Here is a 16,731-nt window from a genome sequence, read left to right on the forward strand (position 1 = left end):
ATTATATTTTTCTTGCTGTATTGATAACATTAACTCCATTAAACCGGGTAGTGGCACTGCCATGCGAAACGGCACTGCTTTGAGAAGGCTGACCTTTTCCATCATTAAAAGAGCCACCTAAACGGTAATCGCTTTCATCGCAAATGGCGTTACAGGAGTTCCAGAACTCTTGTGTGTTAGCCTGATAAGCCACATCGTTAAGCATGCCTACAATTTTACCTTCTTTAATTTCGTAGAAAATCTGTCCACCGAACTGGAAATTGTAACGTTGTTGATCGATAGAAAAACTTCCATCACCGATGATGTAAATGCCTTTTTCTACATTTTTGATCATATCATCAACACTTAGTTTTTCTTTACCTGGTTGTAACGAAACATTTGGCATGCGCTGGAACTGAACATCATCCCAGCCCTGCGAATAACAGCAGCCATTAGATTCCGTTAAACCGATAATGTGTGCCTGATCACGGATGGCCTGATAACTTACCAAAACACCGTCTTTGATCAGATCCCATTTCTTGCATTTTACACCTTCATCATCATAACCCACAGCACCTAAAGAACCGACCTGGGTTTTATCGGCTACAATATTTACTTTATCGCTGCCAAACTTGAATTTTTTCGATTCCCATTTATCTAAAGTAAGGAAACTGGTACCTGCGTAATTAGCTTCGTAGCCTAAAACACGGTCTAATTCTGTCGGGTGACCAACAGATTCGTGGATGGTTAACCAAAGGTGAGAAGGATCTAAAACCAGATCGTATTTACCTGGCTCAACCGATTTTGCCTTTACTTTTTCTGTTGCTACACGGGCTGCTTCTTTTACATCTTCCAGCATATCATAACGGCCTTTATAACGGGTTACAATACCGGTAACCTTATCTTCAGGACGGGCATGCATATATTCGTAGCCTTTGCCAGAGGGAGCGCTTAATGCATTACGTGTTTTAAATTTACCCGATTCGCGGTCAACTTTGGTTACGTTAAAGGTTGGGTAAATGCGGTGAACGTCCTGATCAATGTAAGAACCATCGGTAGAAGCGAAGTATTTCTGCTCGTTAACGGCAAAAATAACGGAGTTTATAAAGTTGGCCCCATTCTGCATAGCTACATCGTTCACGTTTAAAAGCAGGTCTACTTTTTCTTTTACCGGAACTTCGAAGGCGTTAATTTCGATAGGTGTTTTCCAGCTTACTTCGCCATAACCTTTTTGAGGAGCCAGTTGAATTGGTTCGCCCTGTATTTTCGCATTTGCTTTTGCAACGGCAACCGCTTGTTCTGCTGCTTTGGCAATAGCATCTTTAGTTACATGGTTTGTAGCTGCAAAGCCCCAACAGCCGTTGGCTAAAACACGGATGCCTACGCCATACGATTCGGTATTGGCAACACCTTGAACACGTTTTTCGCGGGTGGCAACAAATTGGTTTAAATAACGCCCGATGCGGATGTCGGCATAAGTTGCACCTTTCGATTTTGCTGCATTTAAAGCAACATCAGCCAGTTCCTTTTTAATTTTTACATCTACTCCATCTAAGGCCTGTAAAGGATCTATGGGAGTTCCGAATGCTGAAAGGTCGGGCAGGAGTAGGGCACCCATACCCATTCCGGATAAGTAGAGGAAATCTTTTCTTTTCAATTGGTTGAATTTAGTTAGTTTACGATTTCAATATAGCCAAATTATGTGGCGAAAAGTGAAAATCGATTATAACATTTTAGTTTCAAAGCTGAAAAAGGAGATGTTTTTTCTGTTGAGGCGTTTTTAACCACGAATGAGCACAGATTTTAGTTGTTTTTTAGATGTTTACTGTCATTTTGAACGCAGTGAAGAATCTTTTAGTCGTACTAGCTTATTCAAAGGCTTTATCTGAGTTCTGTATTTCATTGGAGATAGATCCTTCACTACGCTTAGAACAGCAACTTGTCTCCTTTAAACTGCCAAAACCCTCGCTTCGTACCATAAAAAGGCAGCGGCAATTAAAAATGCGGTGAAAAACCACCAGATCGAAACCTCTTCTTCTATAACGGTGTCTGTTAATTTGTTTTTGGCTTCAGTAGTATTCAAGTTTTTAATAAACTGATGTGTTTCATCCAGTTTTTGTTGATTTTTGAGTGCTTCCCAGTTTGTTTTTTTATAGATGTATACTGGCGCGATGGTTTGATTCAACGCTAAATTATCCCAGCCTGATTTTTGCGGCCAATAGAAAGCATCCCACTGAAAGGGAAGCTCCATGTTTTGCCTTGGACTTAGTGAAATACTGTCTATTTTTAATATTGATATCCGGTTTGATTCAGCCAAATCGGCAATAATCCTCATTTTTTGGCCAATAGCAGGGAATTGAGGAATGATGTTTACAGCCTGAATGTCGTTTCTTTTTCTTGCAGCATTGGCCAAAAGTTTAGACCAATAAGTTGCATAATCTATTTTTTGCCCTGAAAGTAACCAATTGAATGTAGAGGAAAGCGTAGAAACCAATACTTTGCCATATCCGTTAATGCTGCTGTTTACTACTGTTTTTCCATAGGCATCTACAATAAGGGGTTGATCACTTTGGTTGGACTTTAAAAATAACGTCTGTTCAATCGGCAAGGGACTAAATTTGAAATAATCTTCCTTTAGGCTCAACGGTTTGCCTTTTAAAACTGGAGATTCAAAACGGCTAAATTTACCACTGAGTGTGGTTGAGGCTTTTACATTCGAAACCCTGATCAACAATCCCATTCCATTATTAACTGCAAAATCTATTGATGACCTTTCGCTGGGGCTAATAGCTGCAAATTCTTCTTCATCAATAATCAGGATATCGAATTTTTTTAAAGATAATGTATTAATCTGGTTAAGGTTTGTACTATCTGTGTTGAGGAAATCGAAAGCATATTTATTTTTGCTAATCTGACTTCTGAAAGCCAATGGATATTGATTTTCGTACAGCCAGTTTTTTAAAAATTTATATTCGAAATCTGGAAAAGAAGCCAGAATTAAAACTTTCATCGGCGCTTGGTCGTCAACTTGCACAGGAACTGGTTCTTTTGCCAGCGTATCTTTTTTTTGTAAAGTAATTAATTCATAAACAGCTTTCCCTGTTTGTTTTGGCGTAGTTTTAAAAGAGAAAGCTTTACTCGATTTTGCTTCAATAACAATAGAATCTACCGTTTTACCTAAACCTTTAAGCAAAAGTTTTACCGATTCATTGCCCGAATTTTGATAAGTCCCCTGAACTTGTAATAATTCGGTAGTTTTTGATTTGGCTGGCCAATTGGCAGCGATTATACCTGTGGGACGTGCAGAAGGGCGGAAAGTGATCTGGTACCCTTTTAGCTGTTCCAATTCAGCTGTGTTTAATCCGTATCCGTAAACATTCAGCTTCCGGATGTTGGGATTCGATTTTAAGAAATAAGAAAGATCAGGAATATGTATGGTCTTCGTATTTTTTAAATCTAGAGATGAAAGTGCATATTTCTTTCCTTTTAAGTTGGCAATTGAATCAAGGTTGGTGCCTTCGGTGAGTAAAATAATCTCATCTGTGTTTTGTGGTGCATGTGTTTCAAACTTAATCGGTACAATTAAAAGCACAAAGCAGCTCACTGTGATAATGTTGGCAAAAATACGCCAGATTAACCTTGCTTTATTTGCCCTGCGGATTTCTTTATAGAGTAAAAAGGTCAATAAAATTAACCCAACCAGAATAACGATGTATTTAAACTCCATATCTATTTACCAGCTTTGTTGAGGTTATTAAAATAGTTCTGGTACAATGCCGCGGCTGGGTTAGTACTTTGTATTTGTGGTTTAGCCTGTTCGGTACTGATCATTTTTTGTATGGCTCGTTGAACCAGATCGATATCGTTAATCATCAGTTTATTGGTTGTACTTAACTTTCTTAAACTACTTAGGGCACTTAAATAAGTGGAAGGATGATCTGCTGCTGAACCAATCATATATTTCTCTGTTTCGCTGAGTAAGGATTGATCTTGCTCGCTGAACTTTTTGCCTGTTTTTCTGCTTTCTAACAAGGCGATTGCTGCTTTTAAAGAAGCTGTCCTTTTTTCTTTTTGCTCAAACGACATTTTCTGTACTGGTTGTGTAATCTTGTCCAGTTCTCCGCTTAAGCGTTTTTCAGGTTTTAGTGCAGCCGTTTTTACGGTAGTTTTAGCCACATAAGCCCGCGACTTTTGCTGCAGGTCTTTGAGCAGCCTCAGCGCTTTATATTCGTAAGGTAGTGCTTCCTGGGGTTTATAGGTTCTTAAGCGAAGCTCGGCATTCCACATTTCAGTTAAAACCGCCTTTAACTGTGCCTTCATTTCTGGTTCGAAGAAGGTAGCGTCTTCTGCGATATCATGTTTATGGGCGTATTTGCCCATAATGGTGCTCACATCACCAAACTTCTCATCTCCACCCTTATGTTCTGCATGCTCATCGTGGTCATCATGATCGCCACCAATTTCAGTTTCGTTTTCTTCACCTAAAAACTGTCCGTAACGTAACCTTAATAACTTTTGGTCAATACCTAAGTCATTACTTCTGTTTTTAAATGTCTGAGCAGGTAATGATGATTGTTCTTTCAATAACTTCTCGGTATCAATAATAATCTGCCTTTCGCTTCTAAAATACTCCGGAACCAGGTTAACGCCATTGGTCATTCCGGCTAAACTCATTAATTCGGCAGTATCTACAATGGAAACAAAATAAACATCAGAGCGGCTAGATTGTCCATGGTTATCCATTGCTTTGATGAAAAAATAAAGCTCATCGCCCGGCTTCATGCCGAGGCTTTTTAAATCGATCAATTTGGCAAGTGCAATGCTTTTTTTGTTGTCGAAATTGGTGTTGAAAGAAAGCTTTTTCTCGGTAAAACTCACACCTTCACCTTTGCCGCTGGCCATTGTTGCCGATATAAAAGCATCATTAATGCCGTAATCATCAGTAAGTGATACATTCAGGTTAATTTTTTGCGGCTGACCAATATCAATAGTGGTGTGCTGTTTAGGCTGCGTAATTTTAATCGTAACGGGTAAATCAGGAATGATCTCGATCTGGTAGAGATCTGATTTTTTACCATCCAGATCTAATTGGTAAAAACCAGATTTGTTGACGGTTTTACTGTAGCTCCATTGCGTATGTGATGCGTTTAAGGCTTTTAGCGAAACAATTTCGTTATCGTTAAAGATGATTTTCAGTTTTTTAATGCCAATGTTCGTTTCTATTTTCCAATTTATTTTAGCACCTGTTTCTGCAGTAATAGTAAATTGCTTTTGTTTACGCTCGGTTTTTTGAGTATAGGCAGGCGGAATGATGGTTGCGCTGAAATCGGAAATTTCTGCTGGAATATTTTCTTTAATTGCCGGAATTTGGCTTGCCTTTTCATGAAAATTTAAAGGTTCACTTTTATGCAAAGAGATTTGGCTAATACCAATGCTGATGAGCAATCCTACAAGAAGGATAATCAAGCCGAAATATAATTTTTTTGCTGGTTCTTTTGGCTGTGGGAGGTTAGGGATTATATTTTCGATTTTGCTACGCTGTAATTGTTGTAACATCGATAGTTCAATCTCATTCTTAAGTAGCAGATCAGCACTTTCTTCAAATTCAGGGTACTGGTTGTTTACAAATCTCGAAACATCATGGTCGGTGGTTTTCCAAATGGGTTTACTGAATAAAAGAATAATCAGAACAACAGGAAAAACCAGTGCAAAAAGCCATGGCGAAAAATGAAATAAATATACTGCAATGGCCGATAAAACCAAGGCTATGGCTAAAGCAATTGCTACGGTGCCAATCAGGTAAAAGCTAATCCACTTTTTCCTGAGGTTACTGATCCAATTTTGTCCTTCAGCTTTTAACATAATTCGGTTTTTTTCTGAATGATAAAATACGTTCGGTAACGAAAATCAATAAGGCTGCTATCCAAAATAAAGTTCCAAGCGCTTTATTTTGAGTGGTTCTTACAGTCGATTCGGCGTTGTTGGACTGAAAGGCATTTTTTTGCCTGGCCGATAAATGTCGTTGATCGGCAGAGTTGTCTTCGAAACCAAAGTCTGTCGAATTTTCAACTCTGATTACAATGGGCATCATTGCTTTCACAAATACACCATCCCAAACCAATTCGTTCCACTGCGGGTTAAATCGGCTATAAAAGTGAAAGATATGTAAGGCGTCAGCCTTTTCATTTGTCAATACTGCATTTCCAAAACCATCAGTCCATATTTTTTCGGCCTGACTGGTCGATGTAATTCTTTTACTCAATTTAATATGATGGCCATCTAAGTTCATAAATGAGGGTTCGACAATTACTTTCCCGTTTTCATATTGAAATAGGGCTCCACGCGGTGCAATTGAAGATTTGAAGTTTGTAGCTACTGCATCACCTGATAACCAAAAACCAATATCTACTTTCCCCGAAGCAGGGTTAATGACGATTTTTCGCTTCGTAAAGTCGCCAATGGCTTTTAAAGCAGCGATGAGGTATTTCCCATCTGCAGTTCCGGAAGTTTGATGTATGGCGATGTTTATCGGTGCTTCATCTCCCAAATTTAAAGCTTGGTATGTGGTATTGGATGGGCTTGATTTTGCTTCATATTTCTTTCCCGCATATTCGGCGATCCAGCTGCTTAAAGTATCAGTTTGGTTTAATGGTATCCAATTCAACTTGTAGTTAAGGGTTGGCAATTCATTACCAAAACGGCTTAAGCGGTGATCTGCAAAAAGATAAACGGTAGCACCTGCCGGAACAAAATGATTAGCAGCACTTAGTAAAGCTGTATAACTTAGGCTATTGGTCTGTTTTGCGTGATTATCGGCAGTATCTTTTAGGGTTAATGGTGCAAAACCAAGATTAAAATCATGGATTTCGTAACCTTTTTTTAGTAATGAATCGATCGTTTTTTTATTCGAATTAAAAACCTGTTGAAAAGTGGCTTTATCAGCTAAAATCCATCCATTTTTACTATTAGCCGGAATAATTTTTTTTAGGTAAGGTTGCGCCAGAAGAAATGCCAATAATGCCAAAAGCAAACAGCGTAGTAACAATAATAGCCAATCGTTAATTTTAAAGCTTTTTGAGCTTGCCCTCGAGCTTTCGCCAAGTAGTGCAATGCTGCCAACCTTAATTGTTTTGCCCAGTTTAACATTCCACAAGTGGATAATGAGCGGAACAATTAATCCTGCAAGCGCCAATAAACCTATGGGGTATAAAAAATGCACCGTTTAAATTCTAAGTTTGCTTCTTTGTTTTAAAAAATCTCTTAAAGCCTGGTCTAAAGGTTCGTCAGTACAAATGGTTCGGTAGAAAATTCTTCTGTCGAGCATTTTAACTCTTGTTTCCTCTAAATAAGTAGCGAGTTTACTTTTATAATTCTGTCTGGCTTTTTCCTGGTCAATCTGAATGGTTTCGCCTGTTTCTAAGTCCTCAAAGGTGCTATAACCTTTAAAATCAAGATCGAGTTCATTTCTTGATACCACATGAAAAACAACAATTTCGTGTCGAAGTGTATTTAAAGTATCCAGCAACTTAATAATCTCTTCATCGCTCTGATAAAGGTCGGTCACAAAAATGAGCAGTTCACGTTTTTGAGTGCCAGCAAATAATTCTTTATAATGGATGGGTTTGGTAAAATTTCCTTCAGGATTAATTTGCTCCAACTGATAAAATAACCTGGCCAAGTGCTGGTAGTCCTGTTTGGCCGCCATAGAAAATATGCCAGAATTTTTCAGCACATATAAACCAATGGCATCGCCCTGTAAATTTGCGAGATAGGCCAGTGAGGCACCGAGATAGCGTGCATAATCTATTTTGGTAAAATCGCCATCGTTATGGTTCATTGAGGCACTGGCATCTATTAATATTCGAATGGCAATATTGGTTTCCACTTCCGATTCACGGATATAGTAGCGGTCGGAGCGGGCAAACATTTTCCAATCGAGCGCACGTAGATCATCACCAGGCTGGTAACTTCTGTATTGGCTAAACTCCAACCCTGGGCCTTTTACCGTACTTTTATTAATGCCGTTCATAAACCCGTCAACCGTCATTTTAGCTGATAAGGAGAGGTCTTTAATGGCCATCAATATTTTCGGATCCAGCAGTTTTTGCATTAAATATTCGCTTTTGGTTTCGAAATGGCTTTAATCAGTTCATCAGTTACTTTATCTGACGAAACATTTTCTGCTTCGGCTTTAAAATTCATTAATACCCGGTGGCGCAATACCGGGTAAGCCATGGCCTGTAAATCTTCCATGATCACCGCATATCTGCCTTTAAATAATGCTCTCGCTTTTGCCGTCAAAATCAGAGCTTGCCCGGCCCGCGGACCAGCGCCCCAACGGACCCATTCTTTTACGAAACTTACAGCCGTGGTATCTGGGCGGGTAGCGCGGATGATTTCGCTTACATAAGTAATCAAATCATCGCTGATGCTTACTTCGCGGGTAATGGCCTGTAATTCTTTAATTTCTTCGGCACCAATAATGGGATTGATAACTGCTTTTTTACTGCCCGTTGTACTGCTTAAAATCTGTGTTTCTTCAGCTGCGGTAGGGTAACCAATTTTGATATATAACAAGAAACGGTCTAACTGTGCTTCGGGTAGCGGGTAGGTTCCGGCCTGTTCAATAGGGTTTTGGGTAGCCAGGATAAAAAATGGCCGATCTAAAGGATAAGTTTGCCCGCCATAAGTTACTTCAAATTCCTGCATGGCCTCTAACAAAGCCGATTGGGTTTTTGGAGGTGTTCTGTTCACCTCGTCGGCCAGAATAATATTGGCAAATAATGGCCCTTTGTTAAATTTAAAGAAACGTTTTCCGGTTACATGGTCTTCCTCCAGTATTTCAGTACCAACAATATCAGTAGGCATTAAATCGGGCGTAAACTGGATTCTTCTGAAAGAAAGATCCAAAGCCTGCGACATGGTTCTCACCATTAAAGTTTTCGCTAAACCTGGTACACCTTCCAGTAAACAATGTCCGCCGGCCATTAATGCAATCAGCATTTCTTCGATGATCACATCTTGACCCACAATTACTTTCTGTATTTCGCTTTTTAACAGGGAGATCTTATCGATCAATATTTTTAGGTTGCTTTCTGAACGCTCCAAAACGGTTGATTTTTTAGTATAACGATATTGTGCTTCAATATAGCGCATATTGGCAGATAGTTTTTAGCCCAATGGAAAGAATATCAAAAAATTTACAAGATTTTTTGGATAAAAAACCTAAATAATAAAAAATGAAGGTAATTTTAGGCTGTGCGAAGAGCTAAATTTACATTTGCGAGGTTAAAGTATAATTCGGGCGACTGGGATACCGATCAGCGTATGCCTTCTAATCTGTTAAATTCTTTGTTGGAGTATACCACTATTCCGTTAGATGAAGAAGAGAAAATTGTAGAATTGAGCAGTCGAGATTTATTTAAATATCCTTTTTGTTATTTAAGTGGACACAAACTGGTTCAATTTACGCAACAAGAAGCCATAAATTTTAAAACCTACGTGCACAACGGGGGCTTTGTTTTTGTAGATGATTGCAACCACGATATTGATGGTTTATTTGCCCGCTCGTTCGAAACTCAGATGAGCAATTTATTTGGTCCACAGGCTTTGAAAAAAATACCTAATAACCATGGTATTTATAGTTCTTTCTTTAAGTTTGAGAAGGGACCGCCAACTACTTCTTTCGAGTTAAACGGTTGGGGTGATGATCTGGTTCACGATTACCTGAAAGCAATTACCGTTAACAATAGAATAGGGGTGTTGTATAGCAATAAAGATTACGGTTGCGAGTGGGATTACGATTTCAGAAACAAGCGTTTCTTAGCAGAAGACAATACCAAATTCGGGGTAAATATTATCCTTTACGCCATGGGGATAAATAGTTAGCCAATGGCTAATGAATCTATAATGCATATGCGGTTTGGGCCTTTGATTGATTAAGGACTAAAAAACTCTGTATATTTCCAACATAAGCGAGGGCACCTATATTGTCTCTCAGGAAATTATTATAAGAAACCATATCGGGCATGGCAACCTTAAGCATAAAATCGAAATGACCAGTAAGGTGATAACACTCCATTACCTCGGGGTATTTCTCCATTTCTGCCTTGAATGCGCTTACAATATCTTCTGAATGCATGGTAAGCTGAATATGAGGAAAGGTTATAAAATGCGACCTCAATTTATCAATGTCTACAATGGCAACTGTTGATTTGATATAGCCGTTTGCCCGCAGTTTTTTAATACGTTCTACAATATGGGTCATGCTTTTCCTAAGCTTTCCCGAAACTTCTTTATAGGTTAATAATCCGTCATGTTGTAAAAGATTAAGGATTTCGATATCTGTCTGATCAACTTTTTGAGGTTGCATGTAAATACTTAGTGTATAATTGTTTCTATTTTGTTCACTTTTGTAAAGCCTAAAAATAATTAAAATAAGGTATATTTATCTAATTTATTCTTGTTAATTAAAAAAGTACTTAGTGTATATATTACAATAATGGTTAGAATTATGAAGTGCAAATAAAAATTATATTCTGTCAGCTTATTTTCTTGATATACCAAACCAAATTTTTAGGATGTTTAGGGTTTGCTAAAAAATAATTTTTACCAAAAAAACAGGTTGTTGCGGTATAATTTGCTTAACTACTGATCTTTACACTGTAATTTATTTAACCAAATATTATTTTTCTCATGCATAAAAAACACAATTTTGGTGCCGGCCCATGCATATTGCCGTCATCTGTAATGGAACAAGCTGCGCAGGCTGTAATCAATTGGGGCGGGATGGGTTTATCTATTTTAGAAGTTTCACACCGATCGCCAGAGTTTGAAGATGTAGTACTTAAAACCCAGCTTTTGGTTCGCGAGTTATTGTCTGTTCCTGATCACTATTCTGTGCTTTTTTTACAGGGCGGGGCCAGTACACAATTTGCTATGGTTCCAATGAATTTTTTAAATGCAGGGAAAAAAGCGGCTTATCTTGATACCGGGTACTTTGCACAGAAAGCCATTAAAGAAGCCAGGTTATTTGGTGAAGTAGAAATTGTAGCTTCATCGAAAGATAAAGATTATGCTTATATCCCGGTTGAGTTTAATAACGATAAGAAAGCTGTATACCTGCATTGTACTTCAAATAATACGATTGAGGGGACAGAAATATTCGATTTTTCTACTGCGGATGCCCCATTGATATGCGATATGTCGTCAGATATTTTTTCCAGAAAGATTGATGTTAACGATTTTGATCTTATTTACGCGGGTGCACAAAAGAATATGGGGCCGGCTGGGATGACGCTTGTTATTGCTAAAAATGAATTTCTAAACCAGGCAAAAAAAGAAATTCCATCAATGATGGACTACCGGGTATTCCGCGACAATATGAGCATGTACAATACACCACCGGTTTTTTCTATTTATGTAGCCATGCTTAATTTATTGTGGCTTAAAGATCAAGGTGGGGTAAGCGGGATAGAGGAAAGAAATATAGAGAAAGCAAGATTATTATATGCTGAGATAGACCGGAATTCTCTTTTTTACGGTACTGCCGACGTTGCACACCGCTCTCGGATGAATGTTACTTTTTTAGCTGTTAATAAAGATGTAGAGGCCGAATTCTTAAAATTTGCAGCAGATCAGGGAATTGTAGGCATAAAAGGCTACAGAACAGTCGGCGGATTTAGGGCTTCACTTTACAATGCGCTCCCATTATCGAGTGTTGAAGTATTGGTTAATGCCATGGCCAGTTTTGAAAAAGCATACAGTGATAAAGTTGTTCTTGAACTCGAATAATCCGTTAAACAATGATAAAGATCTCACCATTAAAGGCATTACAGCCAGGCAAAGACATATTTGATCTGATGATTTCTGATCAGGCAAACGGTAAAGTGCATAAAAATGAGCAGCTTTCTTTTGAAGACCTGCTCCATTTATTTGGATGTCCTATAGATGATCGGCCTGCTATTTATGTTTATGAGTTCCGTGGCGAGTTTGGTAAAATGAGAGGAATCTGGGCGGCTATTGATCTTTCTCAAACACCTGTAAATGCAATTAAAAGGCACGAAGAAACCGTATTGTCGAAAGTAGAATCGCTTAAAATAGATCGAAAAAGTAAGGCAATGCAAAAATCTCCAATCTTATTGGTACATAAAAAAGATAAAGCTTTAGATGCCCTTATTGATTTTGTAGTGCGTACACGAAAACCTTTGGCAAGCGAATGGTCGCAGATGGAACATTTTCTTTACCAGGTAGTGGAAGAAGATGTGATTGAAAAATTTGTTGAAGAATTTATAAAGCTCCAGGCGGTTTACCTTGCCGATGGTCATCATCGTTTGGAAGCAGCCTGTTCGCTACAGAAAAGTATTCCCCAGCAGATCAGTTCGCTATTTGTTTCTGCCGATGTAATTTCTATAGGTGCCTTTCATAGGGTGGTTTTGGGTGTAGATATTTCCTACTCTTTGTTGATGGAAAAACTGAAACAGTATTATTATATCTCAAAAATTCCCAATAACAAGGCTTATAAACCAGATCGGAAGAATAGGTTAGGCCTTTGTTTTAAAGGCGAATGGTACCAACTGGATTTAAATGAAGCTTCTAGTGCATTGTCTGATGTACCAGACACGGTGATTTTACAAGATAAAATCCTTTCAGCCGTGCTAGGCATCAATAAACCGAAGGAAGACGACAGGCTTATCTGCTATCCGGATTGCAAATGGTCTGAATTTCTTGCTGAGCTGGATCACGATGAAACTTCGATTGGCTTTTCTCTTTTTCCAATGACAGCTGAGGCTTTTATTAAAGCTGCGGAAAAGGCTGAGTTTTTGCCGCCCAAATCTACATGGATAGCGCCAAAGGTTCCTCAGGGGTTTATGGCGAGTAGTCCGGTGGCTATTATGGCAAAGGGTGAAAGGGTACAGGTAAATTAATGGTTAAACCTATAAAACAAACGATATGTTTGATTTCGATTTAGAAAGTATAGCACAGATTGGGGCTACTTTTCTGATAATTGCTTTCTTTTTAGTGGCCTTATACAAAAAGCGACTTAAGGTAAGCAAGAAAAAAAATGATGAGGAACAGGATGATTTACATTGGCTCTAAAACTGTTAAATTGGATTTGGATTGTAGGCTTTTTGTTAAAGTAAACGAATTTAATTTAATAGGTAGGTTGATTATAGCAATTTGAATATAGTTAAATTTTATACTTTTGGGTTATTGATATTTACAATTTAACCCGATGTGTTTTATGAGAATGCTTTTTAGAGCCTGTATACTTTCTGTTTTAATCTGTTCATCTGTACTGGCGAGTGCCCAAACCGTTACCTTAGATTATTTTTTTAATCGCGAAACCCGAAAAGATAAACAGGGTAAGGAAGTCCGGTTTCATTATCTGTGGAGTGAACAGGCAATGAGTGGTTTTTCTATTTTTGGCAATGTATTTAAAAAAGAAGGATTTAAATTAGATTCGCTTGAAATAGCACCAACATTGGCCAATTTAAAAGGAAGCGATGTTTACTTAATTGTAGATCCTGATCGTCCGAAAGAAAACCCTAAACCGAATTACATAGAGGCTAACCACATTGCTGCAATTTCTGCATGGGTAAAGCAAGGTGGCGTATTGGTAATGTTTGCCAATGATAGTGCGAATGTAGAATTACCACATTTTAATAAACTTGCCAATGTATTCGGTATGCATTTTACCAACGAAATGCAGAACCATGTAATTGACGATGCACATTTTGAAGATGGCGGCATTTCGATCAAAAACAATCCGGTGTTTAAAACGGCCAAAAAAATATTCATGAAAGATATATGCTCAATCGATACCAAAAACGGTGCAAAACCGGTATTGAAAAACGCAGCCGGTGCAACGGTTATTGCCACTACCAAATTTGGCAAAGGAAATGTAATTGCCATTGCCGACCCATGGTTGTACAATGAATATGTAAACGGCCGTTTGCCAAAAGAAATGGGCTTTGAAAACGATAAAGCTGCTGTAGATCTCGTAAAGTGGTTAAAAAGCCTTATCCGGAAATAGTTAAAGATTATCCAGCTTAAAATAGCCTAAATGAATTTCATCTTCAGGTAAATCGCCTGAAGATGTTTTTATTTCGATATGGTATTTTCGTTTTGATTCTTCGCTTAAAATATCTTCAATCTTATATATATCGTCTACATCAATACCGTACTTTTCATCGATGTGGGCATTGGCGCCTTTTATCGAATTGGTTTTAAAGAATACCGTTTTCTTTGCTTCTTGTATAGCCTTTGCCCTTTCATCATGTACAGATAAAATAATATAATGTTGTTCGTATAGCCGGTTCGATTGATAGCCCCCAAGATTAATAAAAAATAGCTTCTTGGTAGAAGGAGTAGTATTGCCATCTCTTAATTTAATATTGATTTCATAATTATCAACCTTATTCACTTCCCGCCAGCCATCTATGTGGATACTGGCTCCTGCCTCTGGCCAAAATGCTTTAATTTCGGGCACGAGATCTTTTAGCGAATGGCCAATGCCGAAGAAATAATCGTGCTGCTCTACGTTTCGTTTTGGGGCTTTTGAGCCCAGTAAAAGCATATATAGGTTTAAATCGCTCATTATTAAGGTTATCGGTTAATTGCCTCGAACCGATTAATGCCAGCCATTAAACTGGTCCATAGTCATGGTTTATTGGTCATTGGTTGGCTCTATTATTCAAAAGGCAGTCACTAATCTTTTAACAACAGTAATTGCAATTGGTTCTCAGGATTTGTGATTTAACTACATTTTCAATCAATTTAAAACAATTTCGACTTTTTAAGATTATATGACCTAACGGATTATAACATGCTAAATAAAACGCATCAAGAATAGATGAATTTAACTCCTGCAAAAAAAAGAATTGCCATTATCGGTGGAGGACCAAGCGGTCTTTTCATGTATAAAAGATTAATTGAATCTAAAGCCACCAACTTCGAAATAGAGATATTCGAACGTAAAGATTATTTAGGAGCGGGTATGCCTTATAGTAGTGAAGGTGCAAATGTAGAACATATCACTAATGTATCGGATAATGAAATTCCGATCATATTCAACTCTATTGAAGATTGGGTGAAAATTGCACCAAAAGAAATTTTAAAAAGATTTGATATCAACGAAGAAAAATTTAATGAATATAAGGTATTACCGCGATTGTTTTTTGGTGAATATCTTTCCGCACAATTTAAGTTATTAAAAGAAGCTGCAGAAAATAAAGAGATTAAGACCAATGTGCATTTAAATTGCGTAGTAGAAGATATCATCGATTTTCCTGATGATAATCAGGTAGCGGTATGTGTAAAGGGGCTACCTAAAGCCTATTTCGACCAAGTTGTTATTTGTATCGGCCACAATTGGCCAAAGAAGTACGAAGGTCGCATTCCCAACTATTTCGATTCGCCTTACCCACCAAAAAAGCTTTTACTGAAACTTCATCATCCGGTAGGGGTTATGGGCTCATCGTTAACAGCTATTGATGCATTAAGAACGTTGGCCCGGCAAAACGGAAAGTTTGAGGAAAAAGAGGATGGAACTTATCGTTATCATTTAGCGTGCGAGGGATTTAAAGTTGTAATGCATTCGCGTAATGGCTTGTTGCCTGCTATCCGCTTTCATCTGGAAGATTCGCATTTAGGAAAGGAAGAAACGCTGAGTAAAGCCGAAATTAAAGAGAGTATGGCCAAGAACGGAGGTTTTTTATCATTAGACTTTGTGTTTGAAAAGAATTTTAAGGAAATATTTATTAAAAAGGATCCAGCTTTTTACGAGCAGATCAAAAATATGAACCTGGAAGAATTTGTTCTGGCTATGATGACTTTCAGGGGAAAATTAGAACCTTTCGATCTTTTTAAAAAGGAATATGAAGAGGCCGAAAAATCTATAGAAAAGCGGAAATCTATTTATTGGAAAGAGGCCTTGGCTGTTTTAAGTTTTGCGATGAATTATCCTGCCAAATACCTTTCTGCCGAAGACATGGAACGGCTACAAAAGATATTAATGCCCCTAATTTCTATCGTCATTGCATTTGTACCCCAAAGCTCGTGCAGAGAATTACTGGCACTACACGATGCGGGTGTGTTAAGTATTGTGGCCGTTGGGGATGAGGCAGAGGTTAAGCCATTAGAAACCGGCGGCGCAGATTATCATTACAGGGTAGGTGATAAGAAGGTAGTTATTCACTTCGATACCTTTATCGATTGCACTGGCCAGCCACATCTTTCTTTCGACGATTTTCCTTTCAAAAGCTTAATTAACAATGGAACGCTTAGTCCGGCCAGATTAAAATTCCAGTCGCCTGAGCGTGGAAAGGAAGAAATGAAACAGAATGATTTAGTGACAAAGAAAGAGAATAATTACTTTTTAACTGTGCCAGGCATTACCATCAACGATCATTTTCAGGTGGTTAATGAAGCGGGCCAGGCAAACAAAAGAATCTATATCATGGCGGTTCCGTACATTGGGGGGTATAATCCCGATTACTCTGGTATCGACTTCTGCGAAGCCGCATCAGAAGCAGTGTTGAGTAGTATTTTGAGTTAAAGAGGTATTACGAAGTGATGTTCTAAAACTAGTTATTGCTATAATCGCTTAAGAACTTAAACCAGATTGTTGAACCTACAAAAAACTGATACTTACTTGTTTTAAATGGGCAGTTTTGAATTTAGTGAACAATTGGTTCCTGTCAATTTTAATTTTCTACAAGAAATGAAGCATAGTAAAACGGTTTATGAGCT

General features: G+C 38.1%; 14 protein-coding genes. 6 read left to right on the plus strand and 8 right to left on the minus strand.

Translation table 11 applies throughout. The features are described from left to right. Nucleotide 1 precedes the first annotated feature (1 nt). From H9N25_RS04205 to H9N25_RS04230, 6 genes are all read right to left on the minus strand, one after another. On the minus strand, nt 2–1,636 hold the full coding sequence (locus tag H9N25_RS04205) for a TldD/PmbA family protein (RefSeq protein WP_167293536.1): 1,635 nt from the start codon (nt 1,634–1,636) through the stop codon (nt 2–4). A gap of 291 nt (nt 1,637–1,927) precedes the next feature. After that, entirely contained in the window at nt 1,928–3,706 is a 1,779-nt protein-coding gene (locus tag H9N25_RS04210) for a hypothetical protein (RefSeq protein WP_190328045.1), read from the minus strand. A gap of 2 nt (nt 3,707–3,708) precedes the next feature. Then, on the minus strand, nt 3,709–5,841 hold the full coding sequence (locus H9N25_RS04215; protein ID WP_190328046.1) for a DUF4175 family protein: 2,133 nt from the start codon (nt 5,839–5,841) through the stop codon (nt 3,709–3,711). Continuing rightward, on the minus strand, nt 5,828–7,198 hold the full coding sequence (locus H9N25_RS04220; RefSeq protein ID WP_190328047.1) for a BatA domain-containing protein: 1,371 nt from the start codon (nt 7,196–7,198) through the stop codon (nt 5,828–5,830). The genes H9N25_RS04215 and H9N25_RS04220 overlap by 14 nt, the downstream gene beginning before the upstream one ends. A 3-nt stretch (nt 7,199–7,201) precedes the next feature. Next, on the minus strand, nt 7,202–8,089 hold the full coding sequence (locus H9N25_RS04225) for a DUF58 domain-containing protein (protein ID WP_223833579.1): 888 nt from the start codon (nt 8,087–8,089) through the stop codon (nt 7,202–7,204). Beyond that, nucleotides 8,089–9,135, minus strand: coding sequence for an AAA family ATPase (locus H9N25_RS04230; RefSeq protein WP_167293540.1), 1,047 nt, complete (start codon nt 9,133–9,135; stop codon nt 8,089–8,091). The genes H9N25_RS04225 and H9N25_RS04230 overlap by 1 nt, the downstream gene beginning before the upstream one ends. 102 nt (nt 9,136–9,237) lie before the next feature. On the opposite strand from H9N25_RS04230, the gene H9N25_RS04235 reads away from it, so the two are divergent. Next, nucleotides 9,238–9,867 (plus strand): DUF4159 domain-containing protein, encoded by a 630-nt coding sequence (locus H9N25_RS04235; protein WP_167293541.1) that lies wholly within the window; start codon nt 9,238–9,240, stop codon nt 9,865–9,867. A gap of 16 nt (nt 9,868–9,883) precedes the next feature. Here the strand turns inward: H9N25_RS04235 and H9N25_RS04240 are convergent, their stop codons facing one another. Then, a complete protein-coding gene (locus H9N25_RS04240) occupies nt 9,884–10,351 on the minus strand; it encodes an Lrp/AsnC family transcriptional regulator (RefSeq protein ID WP_190328048.1) in 468 nt (155 codons plus the stop codon). A gap of 323 nt (nt 10,352–10,674) precedes the next feature. On the opposite strand from H9N25_RS04240, the gene serC reads away from it, so the two are divergent. The 4 genes from serC to H9N25_RS04260 all read left to right on the plus strand — a co-directional run bounded on the left by serC (nt 10,675) and on the right by H9N25_RS04260 (nt 14,014). Then, nucleotides 10,675–11,772 carry a 3-phosphoserine/phosphohydroxythreonine transaminase gene (gene serC / locus H9N25_RS04245; RefSeq protein WP_190328049.1) on the plus strand — a complete coding sequence of 366 codons (1,098 nt, stop codon included), beginning with the start codon at nt 10,675–10,677 and terminating at the stop codon, nt 11,770–11,772. Between the two features lie 11 nt (nt 11,773–11,783). Continuing rightward, a complete protein-coding gene (locus H9N25_RS04250; protein ID WP_190328050.1) occupies nt 11,784–12,905 on the plus strand; it encodes a DUF1015 family protein in 1,122 nt (373 codons plus the stop codon). A gap of 25 nt (nt 12,906–12,930) precedes the next feature. After that, nucleotides 12,931–13,077: a hypothetical protein gene (locus tag H9N25_RS04255; protein ID WP_167293548.1), complete on the plus strand. Its 147-nt coding sequence runs from the start codon at nt 12,931–12,933 to the stop codon at nt 13,075–13,077. A gap of 145 nt (nt 13,078–13,222) precedes the next feature. Next, entirely contained in the window at nt 13,223–14,014 is a 792-nt protein-coding gene (locus tag H9N25_RS04260; RefSeq protein WP_223833580.1) for a lacto-N-biose phosphorylase central domain-containing protein, read from the plus strand. Here the strand turns inward: H9N25_RS04260 and H9N25_RS04265 are convergent, their stop codons facing one another. Continuing rightward, nucleotides 14,015–14,578: a DUF1543 domain-containing protein gene (locus H9N25_RS04265; protein WP_190328051.1), complete on the minus strand. Its 564-nt coding sequence runs from the start codon at nt 14,576–14,578 to the stop codon at nt 14,015–14,017. A 255-nt stretch (nt 14,579–14,833) separates the two neighbouring features. Here H9N25_RS04265 and H9N25_RS04270 point away from each other — a divergent pair, with 255 nt between their 5' ends. Continuing rightward, the gene (locus H9N25_RS04270; protein WP_190328052.1) at nt 14,834–16,537 is read left to right on the plus strand and encodes an FAD/NAD(P)-binding protein; all 1,704 of its coding nucleotides are present in this window, start codon (nt 14,834–14,836) and stop codon (nt 16,535–16,537) included. The last annotated feature ends 194 nt before the right edge of the window (nt 16,538–16,731 follow it).

Origin of the sequence: Pedobacter riviphilus, assembly GCF_014692875.1 — a bacterium.
Taxonomy (GTDB): domain Bacteria; phylum Bacteroidota; class Bacteroidia; order Sphingobacteriales; family Sphingobacteriaceae; genus Pedobacter; species Pedobacter riviphilus.